At 46.1% G+C, this 26,948-nt stretch carries 27 protein-coding genes and 2 pseudogenes; 12 read left to right on the forward strand and 17 right to left on the reverse strand.

Annotation, left to right across the window (positions count from 1 at the left end; genetic code table 11):
- Nucleotides 1-21 precede the first annotated feature (21 nt).
- On the reverse strand, nt 22-1,380 hold the full coding sequence (gene nagE / locus BTW01_RS10710; RefSeq protein ID WP_162102969.1) for an N-acetylglucosamine-specific PTS transporter subunit IIBC: 1,359 nt from the start codon (nt 1,378-1,380) through the stop codon (nt 22-24).
- A 169-nt stretch (nt 1,381-1,549) separates the two neighbouring features.
- Between nagE and map the strand changes: the two genes are divergently transcribed.
- From map to BTW01_RS10730, 4 genes are all read left to right on the forward strand, one after another.
- Nucleotides 1,550-2,299 carry a type I methionyl aminopeptidase gene (map, locus tag BTW01_RS10715; protein WP_162102970.1) on the forward strand — a complete coding sequence of 250 codons (750 nt, stop codon included), beginning with the start codon at nt 1,550-1,552 and terminating at the stop codon, nt 2,297-2,299.
- 80 nt (nt 2,300-2,379) lie between these two features.
- Nucleotides 2,380-2,694: a DUF3243 domain-containing protein gene (locus tag BTW01_RS10720; RefSeq protein ID WP_162102971.1), complete on the forward strand. Its 315-nt coding sequence runs from the start codon at nt 2,380-2,382 to the stop codon at nt 2,692-2,694.
- A 108-nt stretch (nt 2,695-2,802) separates the two neighbouring features.
- Nucleotides 2,803-2,958 (forward strand): hypothetical protein, encoded by a 156-nt coding sequence (locus BTW01_RS10725; RefSeq protein WP_162102972.1) that lies wholly within the window; start codon nt 2,803-2,805, stop codon nt 2,956-2,958.
- Between the two features lie 172 nt (nt 2,959-3,130).
- On the forward strand, nt 3,131-3,268 hold the full coding sequence (locus BTW01_RS10730) for a YflJ family protein (RefSeq protein ID WP_162102973.1): 138 nt from the start codon (nt 3,131-3,133) through the stop codon (nt 3,266-3,268).
- 41 nt (nt 3,269-3,309) lie between these two features.
- Here the strand turns inward: BTW01_RS10730 and BTW01_RS10735 are convergent, their stop codons facing one another.
- On the reverse strand, nt 3,310-3,975 hold the full coding sequence (locus BTW01_RS10735) for an MOSC domain-containing protein (protein ID WP_162102974.1): 666 nt from the start codon (nt 3,973-3,975) through the stop codon (nt 3,310-3,312).
- 66 nt (nt 3,976-4,041) lie between these two features.
- Between BTW01_RS10735 and BTW01_RS10740 the strand changes: the two genes are divergently transcribed.
- Complete coding sequence (locus BTW01_RS10740; protein ID WP_162102975.1) at nt 4,042-4,317, forward strand: acylphosphatase; 276 nt, start codon at nt 4,042-4,044, stop codon at nt 4,315-4,317.
- Here the strand turns inward: BTW01_RS10740 and nosA are convergent.
- The 6 genes and pseudogenes from nosA to BTW01_RS10765 form a co-directional block, all read right to left on the reverse strand.
- Nucleotides 4,308-5,399, reverse strand: coding sequence for a nitric oxide synthase (nosA, locus tag BTW01_RS10745; protein WP_162102976.1), 1,092 nt, complete (start codon nt 5,397-5,399; stop codon nt 4,308-4,310). The two genes, BTW01_RS10740 and nosA, sit on opposite strands and share 10 nt — an antisense overlap.
- A 120-nt stretch (nt 5,400-5,519) precedes the next feature.
- Nucleotides 5,520-6,314: an MBL fold metallo-hydrolase gene (locus BTW01_RS10750; protein ID WP_162102977.1), complete on the reverse strand. Its 795-nt coding sequence runs from the start codon at nt 6,312-6,314 to the stop codon at nt 5,520-5,522.
- 55 nt (nt 6,315-6,369) lie between these two features.
- Nucleotides 6,370-6,538, reverse strand: a pseudogene (locus tag BTW01_RS18710) (citrate transporter); the annotation flags it as partial.
- Nucleotides 6,539-6,629: 91 nt separating this feature from the next.
- Nucleotides 6,630-8,066: an anion permease gene (locus tag BTW01_RS10755; protein ID WP_162102978.1), complete on the reverse strand. Its 1,437-nt coding sequence runs from the start codon at nt 8,064-8,066 to the stop codon at nt 6,630-6,632.
- A 127-nt stretch (nt 8,067-8,193) separates the two neighbouring features.
- Complete coding sequence (locus tag BTW01_RS10760) at nt 8,194-9,456, reverse strand: pectate lyase family protein (protein ID WP_162102979.1); 1,263 nt, start codon at nt 9,454-9,456, stop codon at nt 8,194-8,196.
- Between the two features lie 191 nt (nt 9,457-9,647).
- Entirely contained in the window at nt 9,648-9,995 is a 348-nt protein-coding gene (locus BTW01_RS10765) for a general stress protein (RefSeq protein ID WP_162102980.1), read from the reverse strand.
- A gap of 241 nt (nt 9,996-10,236) precedes the next feature.
- Here BTW01_RS10765 and BTW01_RS10770 point away from each other — a divergent pair, with 241 nt between their 5' ends.
- The 6 genes from BTW01_RS10770 to BTW01_RS10795 all read left to right on the forward strand — a co-directional run bounded on the left by BTW01_RS10770 (nt 10,237) and on the right by BTW01_RS10795 (nt 15,727).
- A complete protein-coding gene (locus BTW01_RS10770) occupies nt 10,237-10,605 on the forward strand; it encodes a YfmB family protein (protein ID WP_162102981.1) in 369 nt (122 codons plus the stop codon).
- Nucleotides 10,606-10,712: 107 nt separating this feature from the next.
- Nucleotides 10,713-11,660, forward strand: a complete 948-nt coding sequence (locus tag BTW01_RS10775; protein ID WP_162102982.1) for an ABC transporter substrate-binding protein — start codon at nt 10,713-10,715, stop codon at nt 11,658-11,660.
- A 71-nt stretch (nt 11,661-11,731) separates the two neighbouring features.
- Complete coding sequence (gene fecD, locus BTW01_RS10780) at nt 11,732-12,733, forward strand: Fe(3+) dicitrate ABC transporter permease FecD (protein ID WP_162102983.1); 1,002 nt, start codon at nt 11,732-11,734, stop codon at nt 12,731-12,733.
- Nucleotides 12,730-13,731: a Fe(3+)-citrate ABC transporter permease YfmE gene (gene yfmE, locus BTW01_RS10785; RefSeq protein ID WP_162102984.1), complete on the forward strand. Its 1,002-nt coding sequence runs from the start codon at nt 12,730-12,732 to the stop codon at nt 13,729-13,731. Before fecD ends, yfmE begins: the two co-directional genes overlap by 4 nt.
- 12 nt (nt 13,732-13,743) lie before the next feature.
- Nucleotides 13,744-14,547, forward strand: a complete 804-nt coding sequence (gene yfmF / locus BTW01_RS10790) for a Fe(3+)-citrate ABC transporter ATP-binding protein YfmF (RefSeq protein ID WP_162102985.1) — start codon at nt 13,744-13,746, stop codon at nt 14,545-14,547.
- A gap of 160 nt (nt 14,548-14,707) precedes the next feature.
- Nucleotides 14,708-15,727 carry an NADP-dependent oxidoreductase gene (locus BTW01_RS10795; protein ID WP_162102986.1) on the forward strand — a complete coding sequence of 340 codons (1,020 nt, stop codon included), beginning with the start codon at nt 14,708-14,710 and terminating at the stop codon, nt 15,725-15,727.
- 53 nt (nt 15,728-15,780) lie between these two features.
- On the opposite strand, the gene BTW01_RS10800 is transcribed toward BTW01_RS10795, so the two are convergent.
- Together BTW01_RS10800 and BTW01_RS10805 are read right to left on the reverse strand one after the other, a co-directional pair.
- The gene (locus tag BTW01_RS10800; protein ID WP_162102987.1) at nt 15,781-16,227 is read right to left on the reverse strand and encodes a GNAT family N-acetyltransferase; all 447 of its coding nucleotides are present in this window, start codon (nt 16,225-16,227) and stop codon (nt 15,781-15,783) included.
- Between the two features lie 68 nt (nt 16,228-16,295).
- Nucleotides 16,296-17,426, reverse strand: a complete 1,131-nt coding sequence (locus BTW01_RS10805; protein WP_162102988.1) for a DEAD/DEAH box helicase — start codon at nt 17,424-17,426, stop codon at nt 16,296-16,298.
- Nucleotides 17,427-17,600: 174 nt separating this feature from the next.
- On the opposite strand from BTW01_RS10805, the gene BTW01_RS10810 reads away from it, so the two are divergent.
- Nucleotides 17,601-19,157, forward strand: coding sequence for an ABC-F family ATP-binding cassette domain-containing protein (locus BTW01_RS10810; protein ID WP_162102989.1), 1,557 nt, complete (start codon nt 17,601-17,603; stop codon nt 19,155-19,157).
- A gap of 119 nt (nt 19,158-19,276) precedes the next feature.
- Here the strand turns inward: BTW01_RS10810 and BTW01_RS10815 are convergent.
- The 7 genes and pseudogenes from BTW01_RS10815 to yfmT form a co-directional block, all read right to left on the reverse strand.
- Nucleotides 19,277-19,430, reverse strand: a pseudogene (locus BTW01_RS10815) (hypothetical protein).
- Between the two features lie 567 nt (nt 19,431-19,997).
- Nucleotides 19,998-21,188, reverse strand: coding sequence for an MFS transporter (locus tag BTW01_RS10820; protein ID WP_162102990.1), 1,191 nt, complete (start codon nt 21,186-21,188; stop codon nt 19,998-20,000).
- A 65-nt stretch (nt 21,189-21,253) separates the two neighbouring features.
- Nucleotides 21,254-21,676 carry a MerR family transcriptional regulator gene (locus BTW01_RS10825; protein ID WP_162102991.1) on the reverse strand — a complete coding sequence of 141 codons (423 nt, stop codon included), beginning with the start codon at nt 21,674-21,676 and terminating at the stop codon, nt 21,254-21,256.
- 123 nt (nt 21,677-21,799) lie between these two features.
- The gene (locus BTW01_RS10830; protein WP_162102992.1) at nt 21,800-22,246 is read right to left on the reverse strand and encodes a YfmQ family protein; all 447 of its coding nucleotides are present in this window, start codon (nt 22,244-22,246) and stop codon (nt 21,800-21,802) included.
- Between the two features lie 121 nt (nt 22,247-22,367).
- Nucleotides 22,368-24,257: an ABC-F family ATP-binding cassette domain-containing protein gene (locus BTW01_RS10835; RefSeq protein ID WP_162102993.1), complete on the reverse strand. Its 1,890-nt coding sequence runs from the start codon at nt 24,255-24,257 to the stop codon at nt 22,368-22,370.
- A 329-nt stretch (nt 24,258-24,586) separates the two neighbouring features.
- Nucleotides 24,587-25,447, reverse strand: a complete 861-nt coding sequence (locus tag BTW01_RS10840) for a methyl-accepting chemotaxis protein (RefSeq protein WP_162102994.1) — start codon at nt 25,445-25,447, stop codon at nt 24,587-24,589.
- Between the two features lie 13 nt (nt 25,448-25,460).
- Complete coding sequence (yfmT, locus tag BTW01_RS10845) at nt 25,461-26,918, reverse strand: benzaldehyde dehydrogenase (RefSeq protein WP_162102995.1); 1,458 nt, start codon at nt 26,916-26,918, stop codon at nt 25,461-25,463.
- Nucleotides 26,919-26,948 lie beyond the last annotated feature (30 nt).

The raw sequence follows: 26,948 nt of genomic DNA on the forward strand, positions 1-26,948 counted from the left end.
GAGGGTGCCCTCTCCGCTTTTTTATTTCACCGCAGCTCTCAATTCCTCCGCCGCGAATTCCACATTTGGCCCAATGATGACTTGAACCGATGATCCGCCTGATTTGACGACCCCTTTTGCGCCTGCTATCTTTAGCAGCGCTTCATCAACCAAAGCGGCATCTTTCACAGTTAGCCGCAGCCTTGTCGCGCAATGGTCAATGGTTTGAAGGTTTTCTTTTCCGCCGAGCCCCTTCAGCATTATGTTTTCATTCACATCCTGAACAGTATTTTCATCCAGCACTTCACCCACATCATCATCTTCCCGCCCTGGCGTTTTTAAATTCAATGCCTTAATCAGCACATAAAACACGATAAAATAGACTGCCGCATAGCATATACCTATCAGAAGCAGCAGCAGCGGTTTTTCTGCAATTCCGTAGCTAAGCACATAATCGATAGCACCGGCTGAAAAAGAGAAACCCGTGCGAATGCCGAGCCAGTTAACAATAAATAAAGACAGCCCGGTCAGGACCGCGTGAACAGCGTATAAGAGCGGCGATAAAAACATAAATGCAAACTCAATCGGTTCCGTAATCCCTGTAATAAATGCTGTCAAAGCAAAGCCGATCATCATTCCTGCCGTTGCTTTCCGTTTGGAGGGCTTGGCAGTCACAATCATGGCCAGACACGCCGCCGGCAGACCGAACATCATGATTGGGAAGAAGCCGGTCATATATGTCCCTGCTGTCGGATCTTTCGCGAAAAATCGTGCCAGATCCCCTGTCACTCCATTATATTCACCGAATTGGAACCAGAAAATATTGTTCAGCACATGATGAAGGCCAAGCGGGATTAACAGCCGGTTGAACAGGCCGAATATGCCTGCTCCGACGCTCCCAAGTCCCAGCATCCATTCCCCAAACTCGTTAATCCCCGATTGAATCGGCGGCCAAACGATGCCAAATAGGCCTGCCAAAATAATCGTTATAATGGCTGTTACAATCGGCACAAGCCTTCTGCCGCTGAAAAATCCGAGATATTCAGGCAGCTTTGTATCTTTGAAGCGGTTATAGGTGTAACCCGCAATTAAACCGGCAATGATTCCCCCAAACACCGCCATGTTGTTTGTTTTATCAATTGTCTTTGTCGCCGCATCAAGCATCAGATATGATATTGCTCCTGATAATCCTGCGGCCCCATTGCTGTCCTTTGATATCCCGATGGCGATTCCGATCGCGAAAATAAGCGGCAGATGATCAAAAACCGATGTTCCCGCTTGATAGATAAACGGGATATCTAATACATCCTCTCTCCCAAGCGCAAGGATAATGCCCACCGCAGGAAGAACCGCAATCGGAAGCATAAACGACTTCCCGAGCTTTTGTAAAAATGAAAGCATCCCCATCCCCCTCATCCCTTTTTTTCAAATATACCATATGGGATATTTAACGATCTATACCGATTTCCCCGGGTATTTCTTTGTTTTTGCAGGTCCGTGTGTTTCCTATTTTTAAGACAGTTGTGGTAAGCTTAAACTAGATTATTTAAAAAGAAAGCAGGAATGACAGATGATTGTAACAAACGATCAAGAATTAGAAGGCCTGAAAAAAATCGGCAGAATTGTCGCATTGGCGCGTGAAGAAATGAAACAGAAAGCAGAGCCGGGCATGAGCACAAAAGACCTTGACCTGATCGGAAAAGCGGTGCTTGATGAGCATGGCGCCGTTTCAGCCCCTGAAAAAGAATACGACTTTCCGGGCGTGACATGCATCAGCGTAAATGATGAAGTGGCTCACGGCATACCAAGCACTTCCACCATTTTAAAAGCCGGAGATCTTGTGAACATTGACATCTCCGCTGAATTCGGCGGCTTCTATTCCGACACAGGCATTTCATTTGTGCTCGGTGAAGGAGAAGAACGCCTTCATAAGCTTTGCCAATGTGCCGAAGACGCTTTTCAAAAAGGGCTGAAGCAGGCAAAAGCAGGCAAGCGCCAGAACCAAATCGGCAGAGCCGTTTATCATGAAGCACGCTCTCAAGGCTTTACCGTCATCAAAACCTTGACTGGCCACGGAATTGGCAGAAGCCTTCATGAAGCGCCGAACCACATCATGAATTATTATGATCCGTTTGATAACGCGCTTTTCAAAAACGGCACAGTCATCGCGCTTGAACCGTTTGTTTCAACGAAAGCGGAAACGATTGTTGAAGCTGGAGACGGCTGGACGTTCAAGACACCGGATAAAAGCATGGTTGCACAGGTTGAACACACGATCGTCATTACAAAAGACGAACCGATTATCCTGACAAAGCTGTAAAACACATTCCGGTATGGCGAAAGGTTTAACTTCCTCTAATTGCAGGTAAAACACCAATATTCTGCAGGAGGAGGCCTATCATGAACAGAGATCAAGAAAAAATCCAAATTGAAAACGAATTGAATGCCATGCACGGCACAAACAAAGAAGAGATTTTAAAAGACTTTGAGGAATTTAAAGAATACTTGAGTAAACAAGTCAACCGAGGCAAAAAGATGGGATTGGATGACAGCAAGCTTGTGAAAAGCGCCGCAATCCTGGGAGACTACCTCGCTAAGCACGAAGAGCCGCACAACAGTGAAGAAATGCTGCTGCAAGAGCTGTGGAGCATTGCGGACGAAGATGAGAAAAAACATTTGGCACAGCTGCTTGTCAAATTGGTTGATAAGCAATAAAACAAGAGCCGGGCGATATATACGCCCGGCTTTTTTGATATTGTCACAGCCCGGCTCCTCCAGATATGCTACACTACTATTATGTCTGTGAAAGGAGCCTTTATCTGCATGTGGTTTATTATTTTCGGCATCATTTTTTTCATTGAAGGCATCATGATAACCGTTTACGGCGTAAAGAAAAAAAACGGGATGCTCACATATATCGGCATTGTTTTCAGCATTATGACATTCGGCGTTGTCATAGCCAAACTAACCGGCCACTAAATCATATCCAGCCTTTACCCTGCATATACATACAGAAGAACATTCGTGCATCTAGTGCGAATGGCTTAGTTTTTCCCGCACCCCTTTTCAGCATCTTTCCATAGATGTTACAATGCCAATCGCTTGGTAAAATCCTCTCCATTGGGAGAGATAGGGAAAGGAGTTTTCTGACATGCATTACGGCAGTAAAGGCTGGTATGTGGCAGAATTGAAAAAGCAGGGGATCACGCACCACGAAGGAAGAAAGCTTCAGAGCTTTAAAACCTATTTTCTTGCCAACCTGCTCGAAACAAAGAAAAAAACATCTTAAAAATGGTAAAGCCGCGCACATTGATAGGCGCGGCTTTTTTTCTATTCAACAGGCAGCAGCCGGTCCTTTTTTTTCATAAAGGAGGCTTTCCAGCTTGCCGACAGCGCGCCTTCACTTAAAATCCGGTCAATGGCAGCGAGGTTTTTTACGTCATGATATTTGATGCGGTTCGCAAATTGGACTGATATGGCTTTCTCTCCTCTGGACAGCAATTCCAGCTTGGCGTCAGGAGCCACTCTGCCCTCTTCCAAAACACGAAAATAAAAGCCGGTATAGCCGGTTTGCTGTACCTTTAACACCATTTCCTTTACGCCAAACCTTTTCGCCAATTTTACACATGGCTGGCGGGGCTGGCTAATCTGAACAACAGCTTCATCAAGCTGGAATATATCCCCGATGAAAACGTTCTCCTCGGTCAGACCCGCGATCGTCAGATTTTCACCAAATGCGGCGCTGGGCAGCGGTCTTGAGAGGAACTCTTCCCAAAACGGATAATGCGCTGCCGGGTAGACACAGACAGCCTTATCAGGTCCGCCGTGATTGATGAGGTCCGCCTGTCCGTCTCCTTCAAAATTCGTCCGATACAGCATGACAGCGGAATCAGCCGGCCGCTTCATGATGCCAGTTTCGATTTTCTTGCCGTCATACTCAAGCGTCTGCGGCTTTCCCAGATTAAGAGAAAGAACTGAATAATGCGCTGGCTTCATACAAACACATCCCCTTTACAGGTTGTAAAATGATTGATTATCATAAAAAGAAAAGGTGGTTTTCACATGCTTCAATACCGAATCGTTGTAAACGGCCGGGTTCAAGGTGTGGGTTTTCGCTATTTTGTTCAAATGGAAGCTGATAAACGAAAATTGGCCGGCTGGGTCAAAAATCGTGATGACGGCCGGGTTGAGATTTTGGCTGAAGGCCCAGAAAACGCCTTACAATCGTTTGTTGAAGCTGTAAAGAAAGGCAGCCCTTTCTCAAAGGTCACCGACGTCTCTGTCACAGAATCCCGCAGCCTTGAAGGCCATCACCGATTTTCTATTGTTTACTCGTAAGGCTTGTCCTGATAAAAGTAATTTGGCTTAACGATTGAGTTGTCATAGGACCGGTGGAAGATATGTGTGGCAGCTGGCGAAATCGGCGGAATCAGCCACGTCCAGTCTCCCGTCAGCTTTCTGCCCGCTTCTTCCTCCTGATCTTCAAACCGTTTAAACTGGCTTGCGGCCGTATGATGGTCAACGATGCTGACACCTTGCTTTTTATACGAGTGAAGCACAGCTTTATTCAATTCTACAAGCGCCCGATCCTTCCATAAATCCGTATTGTAATCCGTAGAAATCCCGATAACGGACGCCACTTTTTTGAGCATGTCGTACCGCTTGTCATCTGCCAGGTTTCTTGCTCCGATCTCTGTGCCCATATACCAGCCGTTAAACGGCGCGGCATTATAATGAATGCCGCCGACTTCAAGCTTCATATCCGAAATGATCGGTATCCCGTACCATTTCAGCTTCAGATCAGAAAACGCTTCGATTACAGGATGTGTGATTGGAACCTCGATGACAAGAGAACGAGGCAGCTCATACCAGACCGGCTGTTCGTCGCCCTTCATGCGAAAAATGAGCGGCAGCAGGTCAAAATCCGTTCGTTCTCCGCGCCAGCCGAGCTGTTCGCAGGCTGCGGTCAGGGAACAAGAAGCCGGGTCGCCGATTTTTTCTCCGTCTGATTCATACCCAGCATACCGAATCAGCTGATGATTCCAAATCTCGACTTGCTTTTCACCCTTCTCTTCCGGAGGGAAAATTGTAATAGTCGGCCTGATTTTCCCGTTATTGGTTGCGGTTTCAATATGATGAAAGAGAGCGTCGCGCACTTCTTCTTTCGTCGAGACGTCACGCCTGTCAATGACATTCAGCGAATTCCAAAACAATCTGCCAATACAGCGGTTGCTGTTTCTCCAAGCCATCTTCGCCCCGTGCTCAAGCTCTTCCTTCGTATGTACATAGCTTCCTGTCCGGTCAATTTCACGTTTAATGTTATCAAGACGATCGTACGCTTCCTCCCCCTTTCCCAATTCTTGATAGCACACAGCAATAAACGCCTTCGCTTCATTCCAGAGTATTTCTTTTTCTTTCAACAAACTCTCTCCTTCACATCACATTCATGCTTTTCATTGTATCGTTTTTAAGCGGGAAGACAAATGATTTTTCTGTATCTTCTTGGAAAGACAATAAAAAAACACCCGCATGTGCAGGTGTCAAAGAGACGATAGGCGATTTGACAATTCTGTTAAGTCACTGCGAAAGTTTTGGCCGGTCATCGGAATGCCATGCCCGGTCAGCAGTGCTTCCGGTTCAAGGCCGGCGAGCTGCTGAATGGATTCGGCAGCCGTCTCAGTGTCAGGCGTAAAATAAGCCGGCGGTCCATGAAGCTCCTGTTTTTGAATCAAGACATCTGTCATTTTCTCTTGTTCAACCGTAATAACAGCATCACCTGCCACAAGCACGCGTCCGTCCTCGCGGAATAACGAAATATGGCCGGGGGTGTGTCCCGGTGTCGCTATCCATATCCACTCGTCAAGAAACGGTACGGAGCCGTCTTCCGGCAGTACTTGCACATGTGAGGAAATATCAATAGAGTGCCGCGGAAACAGCGGCGACAGCTTGGCGACCAGCCCGCTTTTGCTGTCGGGACGAGCCGGCGGATAATCCGCTTTCCCTGTTACATAGGGCATTTCCCGAGAATGGACATAAACAGGTACATCCCAATGTTCAAGGATCTCTTCGATTGCCCCAATATGGTCAAAGTGCCCGTGTGTGAGGATAATCGCCTTCAGCTGAAACCCTTCACCGAATCTTTGTTTGGCTTCATTGACAATCATGCCGGCTGATTGAGGCATGCCGGCATCAATTAAAACAAATGAGTGAGGTTCAGAAGGCAGCTGAATAAAATAGACATTCGCAATTTGCACAGTCAGGCCGTGCACCCCTTTTGCCGCCTCGAACCCCGTTCCGCTTCTGACTGAAGTCATCGGCATATAAGGATCACTCATAATGACACCTCCGGAATGTTGTATGCCGTTAGTGTGTGTCATTACGCCTGAATTATCATACGGAAATAGAGATCGCGCCTATCAATAGAGCAACAGCCGTCATGACGATAACCACGAGAATCGCCCGCATCAATGCAGCTTTTTAGTGATCGTCAATTGCCCCTCGTCCGACGAATGGATGGCACAGTCGGGCTAAGCATATGAATCGGCTGGCTGATGATAGTTTTTCACCACATTTCTGCCTTACAGGAAGAAATATGGTGTACAGGGGCTTTCTTTAAAATAAAAAAGGCAGACGCGGTCTGCCTTTTTCTTCTACCATATTCCAAGTACTTTCCACCATAATCCGCCGATCACAAGCCATACGACAATATGGACGATCGAGAGGATAAATCCGATGGACCACCATTTGCTTTGCGGAACGTAGCCCGCTCCGAAGAAAACTGGAGCTGCTCCAGCACCGTAGTGAGTCGTTGATCCGAACAAGTTACTGAAGAACGCGAGGCTGAGCGCTGCGAGAAGCGGCGGTGCGCCCGCTGCTACGATGACAGCCAAAAATGCTGAATACATCGCGCTGATATGGGCTGTCGCACTTGCAAAGAAGTAATGTGAATAGAAATACACAACAATTAAAATTAAGAATGCCACAATCCAAGAGAATCCAGATACAGATGATTTCATAGCATTACTGAACCAAGACACCATGCCCAGCTCATTCAGGAAGTTGGCCAGCATGACAAGCGCCGCAAACCAAGTGAGCGTATCCCAAGCGCCCTGTTCTTTTTTGATATCATCCCAAGTCAGAACCTGTGATAATAAAAGAACGGCCAAACCGATCAATGCGGTTGTGGTTGCGTCGATGTTGAAGCTTCCGCCAAAAATCCAAAGCGCAAGCACCAAAAGAAAAACGATCACCATAGAAAGTTCTGATTTCTTAAATGGCCCCATTTCTTTCAGTTTTTCTGTTGCGATTTTCGCCGCATCCGGTGTTTCTTTAATTTCCGGCGGATACAGCTTGTAGATCACAAGCGGTGTGATGATTAAACTTACAAGCCCCGGTACAATCGCGGCAATCGCCCAGCTTGTCCATGTTAAGTCCACCCCTGCGACATCATGGGCCAGCTTGGCAATCAGCGGGTTCGCCGCCATCGCCGTTAAAAACATAGCAGATGTAATCAGATTTCCCTGAAAACCGGTTTTTAATAAGAATGCACCGATTTTTCTCTCTGTTCCATTTGCCGGACTTGATCCAAATGTTTCGGATAATGATCTGATGATAGGAAATATAATGCCTCCTGCACGCGCCGTATTACTTGGAATAGCAGGTGAAAGTATTAAATCACTGAACAGCAGTGAATAAGAAAGTCCAAGGGTTTTCTTCCCGAATTTCTGAACGAATACATACGAAATCCTCGCACCGAGCCCGGTTTTGATAAATCCCCGAGAAATAAAGAATGCGATGACAATAAGCCAGATGGTCTTATTCCCGAATCCGCTTAGCGTATTCTCAATTGATAATGTTCCAGTTAGTGCAGTAACCGCCAATGCAAAAATCGCAATTGCACCCATTGGCAAGGGCTTGGAGATAAAGCCGATAATTGTCGCGACGAATATCGCAAACAAATGCCAAGCTTTAGGTTCAAGTCCGGACGGAGTGGGAATAAACCAGATAATTAATCCCACAGCGACAGTAATCAGTAGTGGAACAAGCTTGACTGCTGACTGTTTTCCTGCGTCTTTTTCTGAAGCCATAAATAGGTCTCCTCCTATATACTTGTTTTCCGATCCCCGTTATCATTTTACTCCTTAACTAAGTTAATAAACATTTTAATTAATTAAAAAACACAAAGGGGAGCAGCCCTTTGTGTTTTTTACTTTCTTAATGTAATTTACCCGCACCCGCTTGATTTATAACATTCGATTTCACCTTTGCGGAAGCGGCGATTGTGCCATGCAGAGAAGGCTTCCAGCCGACAGAAGAACTCAGCCCGTTTGCAGCTGATGCGTTGATCTGTGTGCCATTCAGCAATGTGCCGGAATCATATAAAGCCGTTCCTCCACTGAACACGCTGATCGTTTTAGCAGCCGGAAGTCCCGGTACGTCAATGACATTGTTTTGAGCATAGATTTTAGAAGATTTTCCGATTCCCCACGCATAGTTGAACGCATAACCTGAGGAGCTTTTGCTGCCTTCATAATAGTTATTGTATACGTGCACCTGTCCAAAGCGGACTCTCGGTGCGCGCTGAACGATGTTTTTATATCGGTTGTGGTGCAGCGTAATTTTTAATTTACCGTCATCGGATGTTTTGCTGTCGCTTGATCCGAAAATGGAGCTTTTATCATGGTCGTGATAATCATTGTAAGACATCGTGATATAGTTGGCACCGTTAGAGGCATCAGTTTGGCCGTCATGGTGCTGATATTTTCTGCCGAAATACTTTGGTGATGTGCTGTCCGGACGGGAGCCGTCATTAAATGTACAATGATCAATCCATATGTGTGTGCCGCCGTTTATCGTGATGTTGTCGTATTGCGAGTTCCAGTTTCCTGAGCTGCCGTCAGTCGGATCCCACTGCGGAAAATAATCATAGGCGTCCTGGAATTCAAGATTGCGGATAATGACGTTATCACTCTTGATCTGGAAATTCCCGCCCGCGATTTTGGCATTTGTCCCCGAACCGACAATTGTCGTATTCGAAGGAATGTCGAGCACCACACGTGCTTTTTGGTTTTTCTGAGAGCGTGCTCTCGCCTCCTCTTGTGTTCCCGATGGCTCTTTTTTGCCCCATGTGCTAGGATCATAGGCTTTCAAATATTTATCCAACTCGTACTCTGGATCTTTATAGTCATTTAGGTCAAGCGGCTTCAGATCATCATCCACGTTCATGTCAATCGTTCCCTTGATATAAATGATTTTGGGCGTTGTATTGGTGTTCTTGCCTAATGCCGAGACAAGCTGGTTTCTGTTGCTGACGGTATACACGTTCGAAGACGATGCTTTAGATCCGCCTGTCGTTCCGGTTGAATACGCGCCCCAGCCATCATTTGACCCTAATGCCTGATGGCCTAAATCAGTTGCATTCACGCCAGCGGGAGTCAATCCTAAAAGCAGAGCAGCGGCTAACATTACTTTTTTCATTCGCTCTGAACCCCCAGTTTCTATTTTGTGTGATTTTTCCCATTTTCACATCAAATATAATAGCAAATGGAGGGGCTCTCAGAACCGAAAATGTTCCGCTATCTCATTGCGGCATTCTGCAAACCATATACCGCAAAGACCGCAAAAAAACCCAAAAGGCTCACGGTCGCCTTTTGGGTTCTATCACTGGATTATGCCCAGGATTTCACTTTTTCGTTATCTGTCACAAAGAGAAGCACTTTCCCTTCATCTAAACGTTTTTCGAATTGTGCGGCCTCATCTTTAGAAAAGCCGATTTCATGAATTTTGTTGCGAAGCTCGTCTCCTTTTTTATTAAACATGTTGCCTACCACATGTTTGAGACCTGTTTCTTTGGCTCCGATCGTGTTGGCATTCGTGTTGTCTGCCAGCCGTTCCGTTCTGTCATCGTCGTGAGATAAGACGTATACATCTTCTTTCGCAACACCCATTTGCTGTAATTCTTCTACATCCTTCATGAGCTGTTCGTCGTTTGTATACTCTTTTACAACTGGTTTCATTTCGATCTTCCTCCTTCATGATTATTATATTTCTTTCATACCCGATCCCATGTTGCTGAAACAGATTCTAGAACATTAGGAGAAAAACAGGAAGAATGGTGGTAGCCATTACTTTCCGCGCGTGGTAAAGTAATAGGAATGACGAATATTTTCAGAAAAGTCAAAACTGAAGAGAAACTGCTGCCCGGAGCAAACGATCATGAATGGCTTTATATATCCGTACGAGCAGGAGGTATGTCTAATGCAATATTTTTCACCAGAACAGCAATACAATGCTTGGGTTGTGAGTGATTTAGTCAAACAGATTTTTCATCAGCGCGTCGGCTGTTCACCCGGAATTCACGAGCTTGCAGTCTTTGCCGAGGAACATTTTCATATTGATATCGACTTTGTGTTTTCGATTATTATGAATATCGGCGACATCGAATTTGCTCTCACAGAAGAAATAGAAAAGAAATTGTCCAGCTATCTCGGCACTCTCCTTCCATATGTCAATAATGATATGCTTGAAACCTCTAAAGCCAATGCCAATGCCTATTTATCCCGCCAACACGGCAATACTGTATACCACTTATTTGTCTCAGACGATGCTTTCATGAGAAAGCAGTAACATCACTCTTTCTCTGCTAAAAAAATATTGACATCATAAGCCATACTATTATAGTGTTTACATGTGATAATGATTCTCATTACTAAATCTGAAAAAGGAAGATTGACATGCGGACCTATTCTAACAAGTTAATTGCCATCATGAGTGTTGTATTGATTGCCTGCTTCATCATATCGGGCTGTTCATCCAGCCAAAATAACAGCGGAAGCGGCGAAAGCAAGTCTAAGGATTCAAGAGTGATCCGGCACGAAGAAGGAAAAACGCCAGTAAGCGGCACACCTAAACGGGTGGTTGTCCTTGAGCTTTCATTTTTGGATGCTGTTCATCATCTCGGCATTACGCCGGTGGGTATCGCCGATGATAACAAAAAAGATATGATTAAAAAGCTTGTCGGCAGCTCCATTGATTATACATCTGTCGGCACACGCAGCGAACCGAATCTTGAGGTTATCAGCTCTTTAAACCCAGATTTAATCATCGCTGACGCTAAACGCCATAAAAACATTTACAAACAGCTGAAAAACATCGCACCGACGATTGAATTGAAGAGCCGGGAAGCGACATACGACGAAACGATCGACAGTTTCACAACGATCGCTAAAGCATTAAATAAAGAAAGTGAAGGGAAAGAAAAGCTCGCCGAACACAACAAAGTCATTAACAATCTAAAAGCGGAGCTTCCGAAAGATGAAAACCGTAATATTACTCTCGGAGTAGCAAGAGCTGATTCGTTCCAGCTTCATACGTCATCATCCTATGACGGAGAAATCTTCAGCATGCTCGGCTTTACACACGCTGTGAAGTCTGATAATGCCTATCAAGAGGTAAGCCTTGAGCAATTGAGCAAAATCGATCCTGATATTTTGTTCATCTCTGCCAACGAAGGCAAAACCATTGTAGACGAGTGGAAAACGAATCCGATCTGGAAAAACCTCAAAGCGGTGAAAAATGGACAAGTCTATGATGCGGACCGCGACACGTGGACAAGATTCAGAGGCATCAAGTCTAGTGAAACAAGCGCCAAAGACGTGCTCAAAAAAGTGTATAATAAGTAGGACAAAAGAGAAGCGAGGGGGAAATCCTTGCTTCTTCGTTTTTGACCAGACGCAGTAAGGAAGTGAACCTGTTGTATCATTCTGCCAAACGGCGTTCATCATCAAGACTGATGATGTTCACCATCGCACTCATCATTTTCATATTCGGGCTTGGGCTGAATCTTTCAGTAGGAGCCTCAGACATCGGCATCATAGATTCATTGAAATATCTTTTTGTATGGGATGGTTCAAAGGAACAGCTCATCATCTCTACTCTTCGTCTTCCCCGCACATTAATCGGCGTTTTTGTCGGCGCGAGCCTGGCCGTAGCAGGAGCGCTGATGCAAGCCATGACCAGAAACCCTCTGGCTTCACCTCAAATTTTCGGTGTGAATGCGGGTGCGTCGTTTTTTGTCGTTGCTTCTCTCGTTCTTCTGCCGGCATCATCCTACTCTTCGGTAGTATTCGCTTTTGCAGGTGCGGCTGCTGGCGGTGCGATTGTGTACATGATTGCCTCCTCGGGCGGAATGACGCCTGTTAAGCTCGCGCTGTCAGGAATGGCGGTGCATTTGTTCCTCTCCTCTATGACACAGGCCGTCATTATCTTAAATGAGTCGGGAGAGGATGTGCTGTACTGGATGACAGGCGCGATTGACGGAAGCAACTGGCAGGACGTCATGACCATCGCTCCGTTTTCTGTCATCGGCATCGGACTGGCTCTCGTATTTTCCGGTTCTGTTTCTGTACTTGGTCTCGGCGACGAAACAGCAAAAGGGCTCGGGCAAAATATGAACGGCATCCGAATTCTGATCAGCTTTATCATCTTAATTCTTTCTGGCGCTTCCGTAGCTGTCGCCGGGCCGATCGGCTTTGTCGGACTTCTCATTCCGCATATTGTCCGCAAGCTGATCGGAGAACATTATCAATACGTCCTTCCGTTTTCGGCGCTGTTCGGAGCCATTTTGCTGGTGTACGCAGATGTTCTGGCCAGATGGATTGCATTTCCTTATGAATCACCGGTCGGCATCGTCACCGCGATTATTGGAACACCATTTTTCTTATATTTGGCAAGGAAAGGGCGAAACCTGAAATGAAGAAAACAACTAGAAAACAAAAACGCCCCTTGCTGGCGATACTTATATTGGCTGCACTTCTGATCATTCTGTCCGTCATCAGCATTGGTTTCGGTGCATTATACATTTCACCGGGTGCTGTGTTGGCGAATTTGCTGGGGATAGATCATTCCTTTGAATTCATTATCCAGCAATACCGTCTTCCGCGAATATTATTAGCGATTTTGGCCGGTGCCGGGCTTGCCGCGGCCGGAGCGATTTTGCAGGGGGTCATTCGCAACCCGCTCGCTTCTCCGGACGTTGTCGGCATTTCAAAAGGATCAGGGCTTGCCGCGATGGCGGTCATTCTGGTCTTCCCTGAATCACCGGTATACGTGCTTCCGTTCTCCGCATTTGCCGGCGCAGCCATTATTGCTGTACTATTATTAGTGATAGCCCGTAAAAAAAGCATCCAGCCTTCTTCATTGGCTTTATCAGGCATCGCCTTAGGCGCGGTCTGCCATGCCGGGATGCAATATATGATGGTTAAGTTTCCGGGCGATGTGAATGCTGCACTCATTTGGCTGACAGGCAGCCTTTGGGGAAGAAACTGGGAAGAAGTCAAGCTGCTCGTGCCATGGCTTTTGATTCTTTTGCCGATCGTCTGCATTCTCATACCGAAACTGGATCTTATGTCACTCGGTGATGAGCTTGCGCAGGGTCTCGGAGAAAACGCAAACCGTTTGAGATTCACCCTGATTTTCACCGCGGTTGCACTGGCGGGAAGCTGTGTAGCCGTCGTCGGCTCAATCGGTTTTATCGGCTTGCTTGCTCCGCATATCGCCAGACGGCTTGCCGGAGAAAAAGCTAAATATTTACTGCCTGCATCGGCACTGATTGGTGCTATTATATTATTAATTTCAGATACGCTAGGGCGCGGCATTATGCCCCCCGTTGAAATACCGGCCGGAATATTGACAGCCGTGATCGGCGCGCCTTATTTCTTATATTTATTGAAATTCGAAGCGAGGAAACAGTAGGGAGAGGATACCATGGGAAAACTGGCTGCAGACCAGCTCACTCTTTCATATGACAGCACAGTGATTATTGACGGAGTCGACTTAAAGATAGAAGAAGGAAAAATCACTGCGCTCATCGGCGCCAATGGCTGCGGGAAATCAACAATTCTTAAATCGCTCGCCAGGCTGATGGCTCCAAAAAGCGGTACGGTCCTATTGGAAGGAAAAGATATCCACCGCCAGCCGTCCAAAGAAGTCGCAAAAAAGCTGGCCATTCTTCCTCAAGCTCCTCAGGCCCCTGAAGGATTGACGGTAGAGGAATTATGCTATTTCGGCAGACATCCTCACAAAAAGCTGTTATCCAAGCATACCCAAGAGGATCATGACATGGTAGAGTGGGCGCTGGAAGCAACAGGCATGATTGAGCTGAAGGAACGCACGCTGGATGCCCTGTCAGGCGGCCAAAGACAAAGAGCATGGATTTCCATGGCGCTTGCGCAAGGCACTGATTTGCTGTTGCTTGATGAGCCGACTACGTATTTAGACATCTCACATCAGATTGAGGTGCTCGAGCTGCTGAAAAGGCTGAACCGTGATTATGGCCGCACCATAGTCATGGTGCTTCATGATTTAAATCAGGCCGCTCAATATGCTGACTATCTGGTCAGTGTGCTGGACGGTAAAATCTATAACGCCGGAACACCGGAAGATGTGTTTACCCAGCCATTTTTCCGTGAAGTCTTCGGCTTGGAATGCTGCATCATGAGAAGCCCGATCGACCACAAGCCCATGTGCCTGCCGACGGGACTGTGCCCGAAATTACGGGCGACAACTTAAACATGTTGGACAAAAGCTCAAAACGATAAACGTTTTGAGCTTTTGTTATTCTTTCAGCAAAATTAAAGAACAATTGACGTATACCAGCTTACCTTTTGTATTTCCACTCCTCTCCATGTTACAGTGGTGTCAAATCAAGTAAAGTGATAGGAGGATGAAAATGACAGCATCTCAGCAGCAAATTCAATTAGCAAGACGTCCGAAGGGTGTTCCCGTTCACGAAGACTTCCGTTTTGAAAGCATTCCGGTCCCCGAAGCAAAGCAGGGGGAAGTGCTTGTCAAAACACTTTATGTATCGGTTGATCCTTACATGCGCGGACGTATGCAGGATACAAAATCATATGTTGAACCGTTCGCTCTGGATGAAGCGCTCTCCGGCGGGGTCATCGCTGAAGTTATGTCAGACGGTGATCATTTGAAAAAAGGTGATATTGCCATCGGAAACCTCAGCTGGCAGGAATTTTCCGCTGTAAGCGAGTCCGCTTTGCGAAAAATTGATACAAGTCTCGCTCCCGCTTCGGCCTATCTAGGCATTTTAGGGATGACCGGCTTGACGGCATACTTCGGACTGCTGGATATCGGGCGTCCGAAAGAGGGTGAAACCGTGGTCGTCTCCGGAGCTGCGGGAGCCGTTGGTTCAACGGTCGGACAGATTGCTAAAATTAAAGGCGCGCGAGTCGTCGGCATCGCGGGCTCTGATGAAAAAATCAAGTATTTAAAACAGGAGCTTCAGTTTGACGAAGCCATCAATTACAAAACAGCAAATGACATCCAAAAAGCGCTTGAAGACGCTTGTCCTGACGGTATTGATGTGTATTTTGACAATGTCGGCGGGCCGATTTCAGATGCGGTCATGAATCTGCTTAATGAATTTGCCCGCGTCCCGGTGTGCGGCGCCATTTCTTCCTACAACGCGGAAAGTGAAGCAGACGACATGGGCCCTCGCGTCCAATCAAAGCTGATCAAAACGAAGGCACTGATGCAAGGATTTATCGTAAGCGACTACTCTGATCGCTTTTCTGAGGGAGCAAAACAGCTGGCCGAATGGCTGAAGGACGGCAAGCTCCATTACGAGGAAACGATCACAGACGGCTTCGACAACATTCCTGACGCGTTTCTCGGCTTATTTAAAGGCGAAAACAAAGGAAAACAGCTGATTAAAGTCACTGATCCGAGTTAAATTGCCGTTGAACAAGGAGGTCTTTTTGCCCTCCTTGTTGTGTTTATTCGACATCAGCAGCGAAGAGTCAAAGTGAAAAACCCATCGTCATCAGGTTTCGTTTCTTCCAACTTAAAACCAACTGCTTGAAAGCAAGCCAAACTGATTTGATTGTCTTCTTCGATACATGCAGCCCATTCCCGCACACTAGAAAAATCAGGTTCGTTCAGCAGTTTTTTTAATATTTGTTTTCCGTACCCTTGAAGACGGTACAGAGGATTGACGATCAATCCAATATACGTCCGCTTCTCTCCGAACTCAATAACGGCCATGCCCGCCGGCAGCTGTCCATCATATGCCATGATAACAGTATCTTCTTTATCTTTACTCACTCGTTCATACCATATACCTAATGGCAGCATCCCATCCATTCTCCGTTTCGTATCCTCATTTTTAAACCACTGTTTAAGGATTACCAGCTCAGATTCCTCCATTATTTTAAACCTATCTATTGAGACCATTTCTCATCCCCCTGTATAATATTTTCTATTATTTTACAACAAAAAAAGAGGGCTTTCCGCCCTCCTTTTTATTTTGTCTTCAGTTTTCCGCCTGTATAAACAGCTTCACTCAGCTCCACGCCAAGCTTCTTCGCCATTTTTTTCAGCTTTGATTCTTCCAATTTCGTAACGAGGCTCAGCACGCTGCCTTCTTTTCCGGCCCGGCCTGTTCGGCCTGATCTGTGAACATAGCCATCTTCGTCAGGAATATCGGCATGAATCACGTACGGAAGATTTTCAATATCTAAGCCGCGTGCGGCAATATCAGTTGCCAATAAGAGCGGGAATTCTCCGTCTTCGAATGCGGCAATGATCTTCGCCCGCTCCATTTTTTTCGCTTCACTGTGTAAAACGCCGAGATCGACATGGTGATACGCCAGCTTTTCCGCGTACACACTCAGGTTGCCGATGTCTCTCACAAATACGAGCGCCTGCATGCCTTGAAGTCTTGACAGCTTTTGCAGCAACTTCACCTTGTCGCGCTGGTCGCAAATTAGGTATTGATGCTTCACTTTTCCAGCTTCCGTCTTGCTTCGCTGTACCTTCAGCACTTCAGGCTCTTGCGTCAATTCACGAAGTACATCCTCTGTTTCTTTTTTGAGCGTGGCAGAAAAACAAAGAAGCTGGCGGTCTCTTAATGTTGTTTTAATGATTTGCTTCATCGTTTCGCGATGCTCCGGCAGAATAAGCTGATCCGCTTCATCGAGTACGATTGTTTTCACTTCATGCATTTTGAGCTTCTTCGCTTTAATCAGTTCAAACACCCTGCCCGGCGTCCCAACGATGATATGCGGGTGTTTTTTCAGCTTCTCTAGCTGCTTCTTTACATTCGCCCCGCCGATTAAGGAAGCCGCGCGCAGCTCTGATCCTGCTTTCCAATCCTGAATCACCTGAAAAATCTGCATCACCAGCTCACGGGAAGGCGCTAAAATCACCGCCTGCGGATGCTTCTGGTCAGGCTTGATCCTCTCTAAGACTGGCAGTGCGTATGCAAGTGTTTTACCCGTGCCTGTCGGTGACTCCGCGATAACATCCTTTCCGTCCATGATCAGCTGTGCTGTCTGCTCCTGTACAGGAGTTGGCTTTTGAAAGCCCGAAGTATTCCAATTCTCTTGTATAAATGATTGTGCATTATGTAAAAATGGCCAAGTTTGCGTCATTTTCGTTCTCCTCAATTCTTGAAATCTATTCCATAGTATCTCAAAACCTCGTCCGGAACGCAATTTTTCTTTTTCTTTCCTATACCTTTCAACATTCTGATTCCTCCTTTATAATCAAAAGGGTGAATATTACACGGCGATTGCCCGTGTTTGATAAACGATAGAGGTGTAAATATGAGTATTTTATCTGTAAAGGATTTAAGCCACGGCTTCGGTGACCGTGCCATTTTTAATAACGTCTCCTTCCGTCTGTTAAAAGGCGAACACGTCGGGCTGATCGGCGCGAACGGCGAAGGAAAATCGACCTTCATGAATATTATTACCGGAAAGCTTGAACCTGATGAGGGAAAAGTCGAATGGTCAAAAAATGTTCGTGTCGGCTACCTGGATCAGCATACTGTTCTGGAAAAAGGAAAATCCATTCGTGATGTCCTGAAAGACGCGTTCCATTATTTATTTGCGATGGAAGAGGAAATGAATGAGATTTACAACAAAATGGGTGAAAGTGATCCCGATGAGCTTGAAAAGCTTCTCGAAGAAGTCGGCGTCATTCAAGACGCGCTGACAAACAATGATTTTTATATCATTGATTCCAAGGTGGAAGAAATCGCCCGCGGCCTCGGTTTGAGTGATATCGGTTTGGAGCGCGATGTCACTGACTTGAGCGGCGGACAGCGCACGAAGGTTCTTCTCGCCAAGCTTCTCCTTGAAAAGCCGGAAATTCTGCTTCTCGATGAGCCGACCAACTATCTTGATGAACAGCATATTGAATGGCTGAAACGCTACCTGCAGGAATACGAGAACGCGTTTATCCTGATTTCCCATGATATTCCGTTCTTAAACAGCGTCATCAACCTGATTTATCACGTTGAAAATCAAGAGCTGACACGCTATGCCGGCGACTACCATCAGTTTATGGAAGTCTACGAGGTGAAGAAACAGCAGCTTGAAGCGGCCTACAAAAAGCAGCAGCAGGAAGTTGCAGAGCTGAAGGATTTCGTTGCCCGCAACAAAGCGCGCGTCAGCACGAGAAACATGGCGATGTCCCGCCAAAAGAAACTCGATAAGATGGATATGATTGAGCTTGCGGCAGAAAAGCCAAAGCCGGAATTTCACTTCAAGCCGGCAAGAACGTCAGGCAAGCTGATTTTCGAAACGAAGGACCTTGTGATCGGTTACGATTCTCCGCTGTCACGTCCGCTCAATCTCCGCATGGAGCGCGGCCAAAAAATCGCTCTTTACGGCGCGAACGGAATCGGAAAAACGACATTGCTGAAAAGCCTGCTTGGTGAGATCCAGCCGCTTGAAGGTTCGGTTGAACGCGGCGAGCATCTCTTTACCGGCTATTTCGAGCAAGAGGTCAAGGAAACAAACAACAATACGTGTATCGAAGAGGTATGGAGCGAATTCCCTTCTTATACCCAGTATGAAATCCGTGCCGCACTGGCAAAATGCGGACTGACGACAAAACATATCGAAAGCCGCGTCTCCGTATTAAGCGGAGGCGAAAAAGCGAAAGTCAGATTGTGCAAGCTGATTAATTCAGAAACAAATCTGCTTGTGCTCGATGAGCCGACAAACCACTTGGATGTCGACGCGAAAGAAGAACTCAAGCGCGCCCTAAAAGAATACAAAGGCTCGATTCTGCTCATTTCCCACGAACCAGAGTTTTATATGGATATCGCGACAGAAACGTGGAACTGCGAGTCTTGGACGACGAAGGTGCTTTAATTCATAAAAAAATCCGCCTGCTGAAGGGCGGATTTTTTACTGCCATTTTTTCTGAACGATTCTCAAAAGCTCTCTGTCTTTTAAAATGAGCTGCAATGGCGATGTGAATTCATCAAGTGTCAGCTCTCTTTTGGCAGACAACTCAAAGTCCTCCTCATCAGCCCAAGCGGTGAACCACTCAACTGAAAAGCTGTTTTTCATGACGCTGTGTATATATTGATAGAGCGTTTCTAAACATTTTAAATCTAACTCTGTAGGTACTGGTTTGTCCATTGCAAAAGTGCCTAAATATTCATGAATTTGTACTTGATAAGGTAAAGTGAGATGATTAGAAACATTTCCGATTTCTTCAACATAAATACCAGCTGCCTCAGGCCCTGTCCTTACTGGATGACCTTTATTAGTTGTAGCTTTTGTATGACCAAAAAACCTGTTTTTAATGGTTTTTTTGCAGCTAGGTAATAAAATTGAGTCATTTTTTCTCTTTTCCTTCCTGTTTTAATACTATAATATAAATTAATGACACCAACTATTCATAAAATAGACATTAATCCATTGTGCAAAATAAATGTGCCAAAAAACTAATACCTTGTCAACTATTACTAAAATATATTTTAGGGGAATGCCTTCGGAGAAAACATTGGAAGGCCAGGATTAAAAATATCCTGAACGATGCCCCCAGAAACTGAAAGGGAGCAATAGTTACAGACGTGTAAAAGATGCTTTAATATCGTGATTCCAATAGAAATTAAACGACCTGAGCCCATCATGTACATATAGGACTCAGGTCGTTTAAAACCTTTTTATTCCTGCCTACTTGACAGGAATAACTATTCCTTTTTAATGACCCGCCTTAACTCCGGCAAGATGTTTACGTCCCATGAGAAGGACAAGCATGCCGACAAAAACGACGATTCCGCCTACCGTATATGGTGTGCTTGCGGTAAAGTGTTCTGACAGCATTCCCGCAATCCACGGAGCGAGCGCACCGCCGATAAAGCGGACTGAGCTATAGGCTGAAGACGCGATGGAACGTTCAACCGGCGCAGCACCCATTACAGCTGTTGTCATGATCGTATTCACCATACCGAGGACAGCACCAGCAATAACAATACATGTAATAATCAATGTTTGATGGTCTGTCCAAACCCCCATGACGATGAGAATGACCGCAAAGGCGATAAAAAGTACGACGAGCGAACGCACTGTGCCCAGCGCTTTATGAACGATCGGCGCCGTAAAGACTGACGTAATCGCCAGCAATAAGCCCCAGCCGAAGAAGACATATCCAAGACCGTGTTCATCTAAATCCAGTACGAACGGAGAATAGGCAAGCAAAATAAAAAATCCAAAGTTGTATAAGAATGCAGATGTCGCTATTGTTAAAAGGCCTTTATATTTGAGCGCCTTCATCGCATCAAATACACCGACGCGTTTTGCCGGTGTCGGCAATTTCGGAAGCATGAAAGAAATCGCGATTAACGCAATAAACATGAGGACAGACACTCCGAAAAACGGCGCGCGCCATGAAATACTTCCAAGCTCTCCGCCTGCAAGCGGTCCGACAGAAATCCCGAGACCGAGCGCCGCCTCATACAAAATAATGGCTTTGGCGCTTCCCCCGACTGACACGCCGACGATAACCGCAAGCGCTGTGGAAATAAACAAAGCATTACCTAATCCCCAGCCGCCGCGATAGCCGACTAGCTGAGCAATAGAGCCTGAGCTGCCTCCAAGCCCTGCAAACACAATAATAAAAATAAGTCCGAGAATTAACGTCCATTTCGCGCCGATGCGGCTGGAAATAGCTCCTGAGAAAAACATCATAAATCCGGTTACAAGCAAATAACTTGTAAACAAGAGTGATACTTCACTAGGTGAAGCATGTAATTGTGCGGCGATTGCCGGAAGAATTGGATCGACCAGCCCGATTCCCATAAAGGAAATCACACAGGCAAACGCGACAGCCCATACAGCTTTCGGCTGGCTAAGCAAGCCTGTTTTCTGATTCACTTGTTTTGTTTTATCCATTTGACCTGACCTCCATCTTTATTCCATTAAAAGAAACGCTACTAAAATAGCGTTTAACAAATTTTTCATTCGATTGATTGAATGGCACGTTCCGCTTTATCGTTCATGTCTTGCAGACGTTTTTTAAAGCTTTGGAATGTGCGGATCTTCTCGTCAATCAAATCCAGCTGGTGATTCAGGGTTTCCTGAATTTCCTCCAGTTTTTCTTTCCGTTCCTTTGGATCCAGTGACAACAAATACCCCTCTTTGTTTAACTCTAGCTGGCGGCTGGTTTCCATGAAATGCTGTAGCTCCTGAAGAGAAAAACCAAGTACCTCTTTTGTATTGATGACTTTCTCAAGCTCCTCCATATCATCCTCTGAATAAAGCCTTACGCCGCCATCTGTCCGTTTCGGCGCCGGAATCAAGCCGATTTCTTCATAAAACCGGATGGTCCGCTTTGTCAGCCCGCTTCTTTTGGCCACTTGATCAATCTTCATCCATTCCAAGGTAAATCCCCCTTCGCCGTTTCTGTTATTATTATACACCTTTCAAACCTTTACGTAAACGTTAAGTTTTAAAAACCAATAAAAAAGACGAGTGCATCAATCACCCGTCTTTCATTGTCCTGTCTAAGCTAAACTTCCTGCCACTGACAGAGAATCTTTTTGAAGGCTTTCAGAAAGCAATTGATATGCAATGACTTTCTTCTTGTACTGTTTCACGACGTCGATATGGTCGTCGTAGCGATATACAAACAGCCTGACATCATTTTTGCCTTTTTTCGTATCTATCACCAGCGGCATTCCGCCGTTTTCCGGATGTAAATAACGCTCTTCGTCGCCTGGATAAATATAATATTTCTCCAGAAAGACAGCTTCGTTAAATTGATCAATCACTTTCTGCTTCTCTTCACCCTCGAGACGTTTGCCATCTAGTGAAAGAACAGCATGTTCGTCATTCAGCTTGGCATGTACCGCAAATTTGCTGAGCAGCCATTCTATGACACCTGTTGGAAGACAGGTTAATAAAATTTTCACCAAACTCATGGCGATTAACATCACGATCACCCATGTCATACTTCATCATCTCCAATAGTTTTCCATGTGCTGCTGACACACAATTCTATCCTATCATAAGCAGGGCGCCTCGTTTTTGTACATTATGTGAAAAACACGGCATTCCGCGGGCAGCGCTTTTTCAGCTATCCAGCTCTTCTATCATGAGGGACAATTCTGTCCAGCGGTCCATCGCGGCCTCAAGCTCTTCCGCAGTTTTCGCCTGTTCAGCCATCAGCTCTTGAATTTTTCCGAAATCACTGCCTGCTGCGGCGATGTCAGCTTCAAGCTGCTCATGCTTTTCTTCCAGCTGGGCAATTTTATCTTCAATGCCATCCCATTCAAGCTGGTCTTTGTAAGAAAGTTTTTTCCGTTTCTTCTTCGGCTCGGCTGAAGCCGTTTTTTCTTCAGATACCGGTTTCGGAGCGGTTTTTTTCGCTTTTGACTCCTCCATATAGTCACTATAGGAGCCTTGAAAACGAGAAATAACGCCATTTCCTTCAAACACAATCAAACGGTCGACGACCCGGTCAAGGAAGTAGCGGTCATGGGATACGGTAATGACGACGCCAGGAAATTGGTCGATATAATCCTCAAGGACGCTTAATGTTTCAGTATCCAAATCGTTCGTCGGCTCATCGAGAAACAGGACATTCGGCTCCTGCATGAGAACCTGAAGCAAGTATAAACGGCGTTTTTCCCCGCCGGACAGCTTGCGGATGTACGTTTGCTGCATGGAACGCGGGAAGAGGAAACGCTCCAGCATTTGTTCAGCTGTAATGATATCGCCATCCACTGTTTTGACGATCTCCGCTGTTTCTTTTATATAGTCAATGACCTTTAGCTCGCCATTCATTTCACTATGATCCTGAGTATAGTAGCCGATTCTGACAGTCTGTCCGATCGTAATATGACCGCCGTCTGGCGCATGACGGCCGGCAAGGGTGTTTAAAAGCGTTGTTTTTCCAATGCCGTTGGGTCCTATGATCCCGATCCGTTCACCCGGTATCACCAGCTCATGAAAGCGGTCGACGAGCACGCGGCCTCCATAAGCGATCATCACGTTTTCCGCTTCTATGACCTGTTTGCCAAGACGATAAGAGCCAATCGCAAAGTCGAGTGAGCCCGAGGACTGAGGGCCTTTCTGCTCCTTAAGCGACTCCACTCGGTCAATTCTCGCCTTTTGTTTTGTGGAGCGCGCCTTCGCTCCCCGTCTTAGCCATGCCAGTTCGCGGCGCAGCAGGTTTTGCCGTTTCGTTTCCTTTTGCTCAGCTTGTACTTCCCGTTCCGCGCGTTTTTCTAAAAATACTTCATAGTTGCCTTTGTATGTGTAGAGACTGCCTCGTTCAAGCTCATAAATACGGTTCGTAACACGGTTTAAGAAATACCGGTCGTGCGTCACCAGCATCACGGAGCCGGGGTATTGACTTAAATACCCTTCAAGCCATTCAATTGTTTCATTATCCAAATGGTTGGTCGGCTCGTCTAAAATAAGCAGATCAGCGGGCTGAATTAAGTTTTTGGCAATGGCCACCCGTTTTTTCTGACCGCCTGAGAGCTCGTTGACTTGCTTTGTTACGTCGTTTACACCCAGCTTAGACAATACGGTTTTCGCCAGTGTATTCGCATCCCACGCGTTGTTCGTGTCCATTTTCGCCTGCGCTGCCAGCAGGTGTTTTTGGCGCTGTTCATTTTCGGGATCTTCCCCTAGCTCATACAGCGCTTTTTCATATTCACGCAAGGTTTTCATTACAGCCGATTCACCGGAGTAGATATGCTCCAGCACAGTCTGCCCAGCAGGAAGCTCCGGGTCTTGATGAAGAAATTCGACGTGTACGCTGCCGGATTTCGTGATGTCACCCTCTTCAATAGATTCCAAGCCGGCAATCACTTTCAGCAGCGTTGATTTTCCTGTTCCATTCGGCCCGATTAATCCGATTCTCTCATTCTCTTCAATATGAAAGGAGATGTGGTCAAATAATATTTTATCTCCGTATGTTTTATATACATGTTCCGCTTTTAGTATGCTCATGATTCCTATCAATCCTCACGTAAGTTCATGTGTTCATTTTAAATCAGCCGCTGGAATAAAACTAGTAAAACGTCATACAAATTTCATGGACATGCTGGATAGAAAAAGACCGGGGACGTTTGTCCCCGGTCACATTATTGTTGACAAAAACCTAAAATGTTTTAGGTTTTTGTCCTCTTTTCAGCGTGATTGAAAACCCTTGAACTCTAGGAAGGGCGAGCATCGGAGCGGAGCGAATGTCCTTATTCGTGAGCACCGACGCGCAGGTCTGACAACGAATGCAAGGATTTGCCGACACGCTGAAACCGGGGACGTTTGTCCCCGGCCTCTTATTCTTCCTCTATCGCTTTTTCTGCCATTTTGGCGAGATGCTGCGCGCTTCCTGAAATCTCCTGCATTGTGGCTGAGATTTGTTCAACAGCGGCGGCTTGTCCATCTGTATGCTGATTTATCGATTCAATTGATTCCTCAAGCCCTTTCAGCAGGCTATGGATTTTTTTCGTGATCTGGTCAATCTGGCCGACATTTTCTTTTGAATGTGTCGCTAGCTTTCTGATTTCATCTGCGACGACAGAAAAGCCTTTTCCAGACTCACCCGCTCTTGCCGCTTCAATCGCGGCGTTCAAACCGAGCAGGTTGCTTTGGTCAGAGATGCCTTTCACGGTTACTGAAATATCAGCGATTTCACCGGCGCTTTCGCTTACCTTTTTCGCCTGAGAGGAAATGCCTGTCATTTGAGATGAAAACCCGTTAATTGATTCAGAAATATCGGAAATAGCTGCGGCCGTTTGTTCAACGACAGCTGATAAGCTTTCGGCCACATGATGAAGCTTTGACGATTCCTCAAGGCTCGTTCCGAGACCAACACCCCCAATCACTTTTCCATTTTCGTCGTGGAGCGGGATGGCGCGTGCAATCAATGGAAAGCCGAATAATTCTTTCGGAACCATGCTCGCCTTCTTCTGATTGCTGCGGATGGCGTCTGTGATAATATCTCCCTTCTGCAGCGGATCGCCGGCTTTTACGTTCAAAGAAAAGGTTTTAGCCGGTATATTCACGAGCAGTTTTTCCGTATCGTAAATGCCGATTGTAATATCATCCTGTACCAGACTGTTTAAATAAGGGGCTACTTTGATAAATGCTTCAAGAAGATCTGTGGTTTCTTTTTCCGTTCTTATACTCAATTCCATTCACTCCTTTTGATTAATAAGGGAAGCTGCGTTTCTCGTGCTGGACCGAGATCCATTTAAGTGTCGTAAACTCTTCAAGGCTCCATTCGCCGTTCAAACGGCCGAGACCTGATTGCTTTTCACCGCCGAAGGCCACATTTGGTTCATCGTTGATGGTCGTGTCATTGACATGAATCATGCCTGTTTCAATGCGCTTCGCAAAAGCCACGCCGCGCTCAAGATTTGACGTATGTACGGCACCGCTCAAGCCAAATGGGGTTTCGTTTGCGATGTCCACAGCTTCGTCTTCTGAATCAAACTTCATAAAGGAGACGACAGGTCCGAACAGCTCTTCTTTAGCAATGCTCATGAACGGCTTTACATCTTTTAAGATCGTCGGTTCCACGATTGTCCCGTTAAATCCGCCAAGCTTCACTGGGACAGCGCCTTCTTCAATCGCTCTCTCAACCGATTTCATCAGCCCGTCCGTCTGTCTGCTGTTGATTAAAGGCCCGATGATTGTGTCAGGGTCCATCGGATCGCCGACCTTCAGCGATTCCACTTTTGCCTGATACAGCTCAAGGAACTTGTCATAAATTGAAGAATGAACAAGCACGCGGTTGGCTGACATGCAAATCTGGCCTTGGTGTGTAAATCGGCTGAACACCGATGCGTTAACCGCGTGTTCGATATCTGCATCCTCAAGCACGATGAAGGCGCTGTTACCGCCGAGTTCAAGAAGCGGCTTTTTAAAATGCTTCATCGCAAGCTGGCCGATGTAGCTGCCGACTTTCGTAGAACCTGTAAATGAGATGATCCGCGGCACAGGATGTTCGACAAAACTGTCTCCGATTTCTGCTATGTCAGTGACAACGACATTCAAAAGCCCTTCCGGTATTCCCGCATGCTCGAAAATTTTTGCAATCAGCGTACCTCCGCAAATCGGGGTTTCTTCATGTGGCTTTAACACGACGCCATTGCCTGCTCCGAGTGCGGGTGCCACTGATTTCATAGATAAAAAGAATGGAAAATTAAATGGACTGATAACGCCGACAACACCTGCCGGCATACGATATAATCTATTTTCCTTGCCGTCTATTGTGGACGGAAGTATTTTTCCTTCCATGCGGACAGGGAACGTTGCCGCTTCTTTCATAATGTTTTTGACAAGCCCGATTTCAAATGCTGCTTTGAGCCTTGTCCCGCCAAGCTCTTCCATAATCAAATAAATGATGGCTTCTTCGTTCTCCTCAATATACGCGACGGCTTTTTCTAAAATGGTTCTTTTCTCAAACGGATTGACCGCATCCCATTTTTTCTTCGCCAGTGCCGCTGCCCTGTATGCTTCATCTACATCGTCAGCAGTTGCTTTTTGAAAGGATGTGAATGTTTTTTGAGTGTAAGGATTTTTGTTTTCCAAGACATTGGGGCTGCTGCCCTCCCGCCATTTCCCGCCAATAAATTGTTTATTCAGCTCTTCATATTGAAACATGTCAGCATCTCCTTTTTAACCGCAAGTCAA

Origin of the sequence: Bacillus sp. SKDU12, from assembly GCF_010093085.1 — a bacterium.
Taxonomy (GTDB): domain Bacteria; phylum Bacillota; class Bacilli; order Bacillales; family Bacillaceae; genus Bacillus; species Bacillus mexicanus.

What these genes read in the sequence shown, in the direction of transcription:
- nagE (WP_162102969.1), bottom strand. Translation starts at nt 1,380, where the DNA reads ATGCTTTCATTTTTACAAAAGCTCGGGAAGTCGTTTATGCTTCCGATT.
- map (WP_162102970.1), top strand. Translation starts at nt 1,550, where the DNA reads ATGATTGTAACAAACGATCAAGAATTAGAAGGCCTGAAAAAAATCGGC.
- BTW01_RS10720 (WP_162102971.1), top strand. Translation starts at nt 2,380, where the DNA reads ATGAACAGAGATCAAGAAAAAATCCAAATTGAAAACGAATTGAATGCC.
- BTW01_RS10725 (WP_162102972.1), top strand. Translation starts at nt 2,803, where the DNA reads ATGTGGTTTATTATTTTCGGCATCATTTTTTTCATTGAAGGCATCATG.
- BTW01_RS10730 (WP_162102973.1), top strand. Translation starts at nt 3,131, where the DNA reads ATGCATTACGGCAGTAAAGGCTGGTATGTGGCAGAATTGAAAAAGCAG.
- BTW01_RS10735 (WP_162102974.1), bottom strand. Translation starts at nt 3,975, where the DNA reads ATGAAGCCAGCGCATTATTCAGTTCTTTCTCTTAATCTGGGAAAGCCG.
- BTW01_RS10740 (WP_162102975.1), top strand. Translation starts at nt 4,042, where the DNA reads ATGCTTCAATACCGAATCGTTGTAAACGGCCGGGTTCAAGGTGTGGGT.
- BTW01_RS10750 (WP_162102977.1), bottom strand. Translation starts at nt 6,314, where the DNA reads ATGAGTGATCCTTATATGCCGATGACTTCAGTCAGAAGCGGAACGGGG.
- BTW01_RS10755 (WP_162102978.1), bottom strand. Translation starts at nt 8,066, where the DNA reads ATGGCTTCAGAAAAAGACGCAGGAAAACAGTCAGCAGTCAAGCTTGTT.
- BTW01_RS10760 (WP_162102979.1), bottom strand. Translation starts at nt 9,456, where the DNA reads ATGAAAAAAGTAATGTTAGCCGCTGCTCTGCTTTTAGGATTGACTCCC.
- BTW01_RS10765 (WP_162102980.1), bottom strand. Translation starts at nt 9,995, where the DNA reads ATGAAACCAGTTGTAAAAGAGTATACAAACGACGAACAGCTCATGAAG.
- BTW01_RS10770 (WP_162102981.1), top strand. Translation starts at nt 10,237, where the DNA reads ATGCAATATTTTTCACCAGAACAGCAATACAATGCTTGGGTTGTGAGT.
- BTW01_RS10775 (WP_162102982.1), top strand. Translation starts at nt 10,713, where the DNA reads ATGCGGACCTATTCTAACAAGTTAATTGCCATCATGAGTGTTGTATTG.
- yfmE (WP_162102984.1), top strand. Translation starts at nt 12,730, where the DNA reads ATGAAGAAAACAACTAGAAAACAAAAACGCCCCTTGCTGGCGATACTT.
- yfmF (WP_162102985.1), top strand. Translation starts at nt 13,744, where the DNA reads ATGGGAAAACTGGCTGCAGACCAGCTCACTCTTTCATATGACAGCACA.
- BTW01_RS10795 (WP_162102986.1), top strand. Translation starts at nt 14,708, where the DNA reads ATGACAGCATCTCAGCAGCAAATTCAATTAGCAAGACGTCCGAAGGGT.
- BTW01_RS10800 (WP_162102987.1), bottom strand. Translation starts at nt 16,227, where the DNA reads ATGGTCTCAATAGATAGGTTTAAAATAATGGAGGAATCTGAGCTGGTA.
- BTW01_RS10805 (WP_162102988.1), bottom strand. Translation starts at nt 17,426, where the DNA reads ATGACGCAAACTTGGCCATTTTTACATAATGCACAATCATTTATACAA.
- BTW01_RS10810 (WP_162102989.1), top strand. Translation starts at nt 17,601, where the DNA reads ATGAGTATTTTATCTGTAAAGGATTTAAGCCACGGCTTCGGTGACCGT.
- BTW01_RS10820 (WP_162102990.1), bottom strand. Translation starts at nt 21,188, where the DNA reads ATGGATAAAACAAAACAAGTGAATCAGAAAACAGGCTTGCTTAGCCAG.
- BTW01_RS10830 (WP_162102992.1), bottom strand. Translation starts at nt 22,246, where the DNA reads ATGACATGGGTGATCGTGATGTTAATCGCCATGAGTTTGGTGAAAATT.
- BTW01_RS10835 (WP_162102993.1), bottom strand. Translation starts at nt 24,257, where the DNA reads ATGAGCATACTAAAAGCGGAACATGTATATAAAACATACGGAGATAAA.
- BTW01_RS10840 (WP_162102994.1), bottom strand. Translation starts at nt 25,447, where the DNA reads ATGGAATTGAGTATAAGAACGGAAAAAGAAACCACAGATCTTCTTGAA.
- yfmT (WP_162102995.1), bottom strand. Translation starts at nt 26,918, where the DNA reads ATGTTTCAATATGAAGAGCTGAATAAACAATTTATTGGCGGGAAATGG.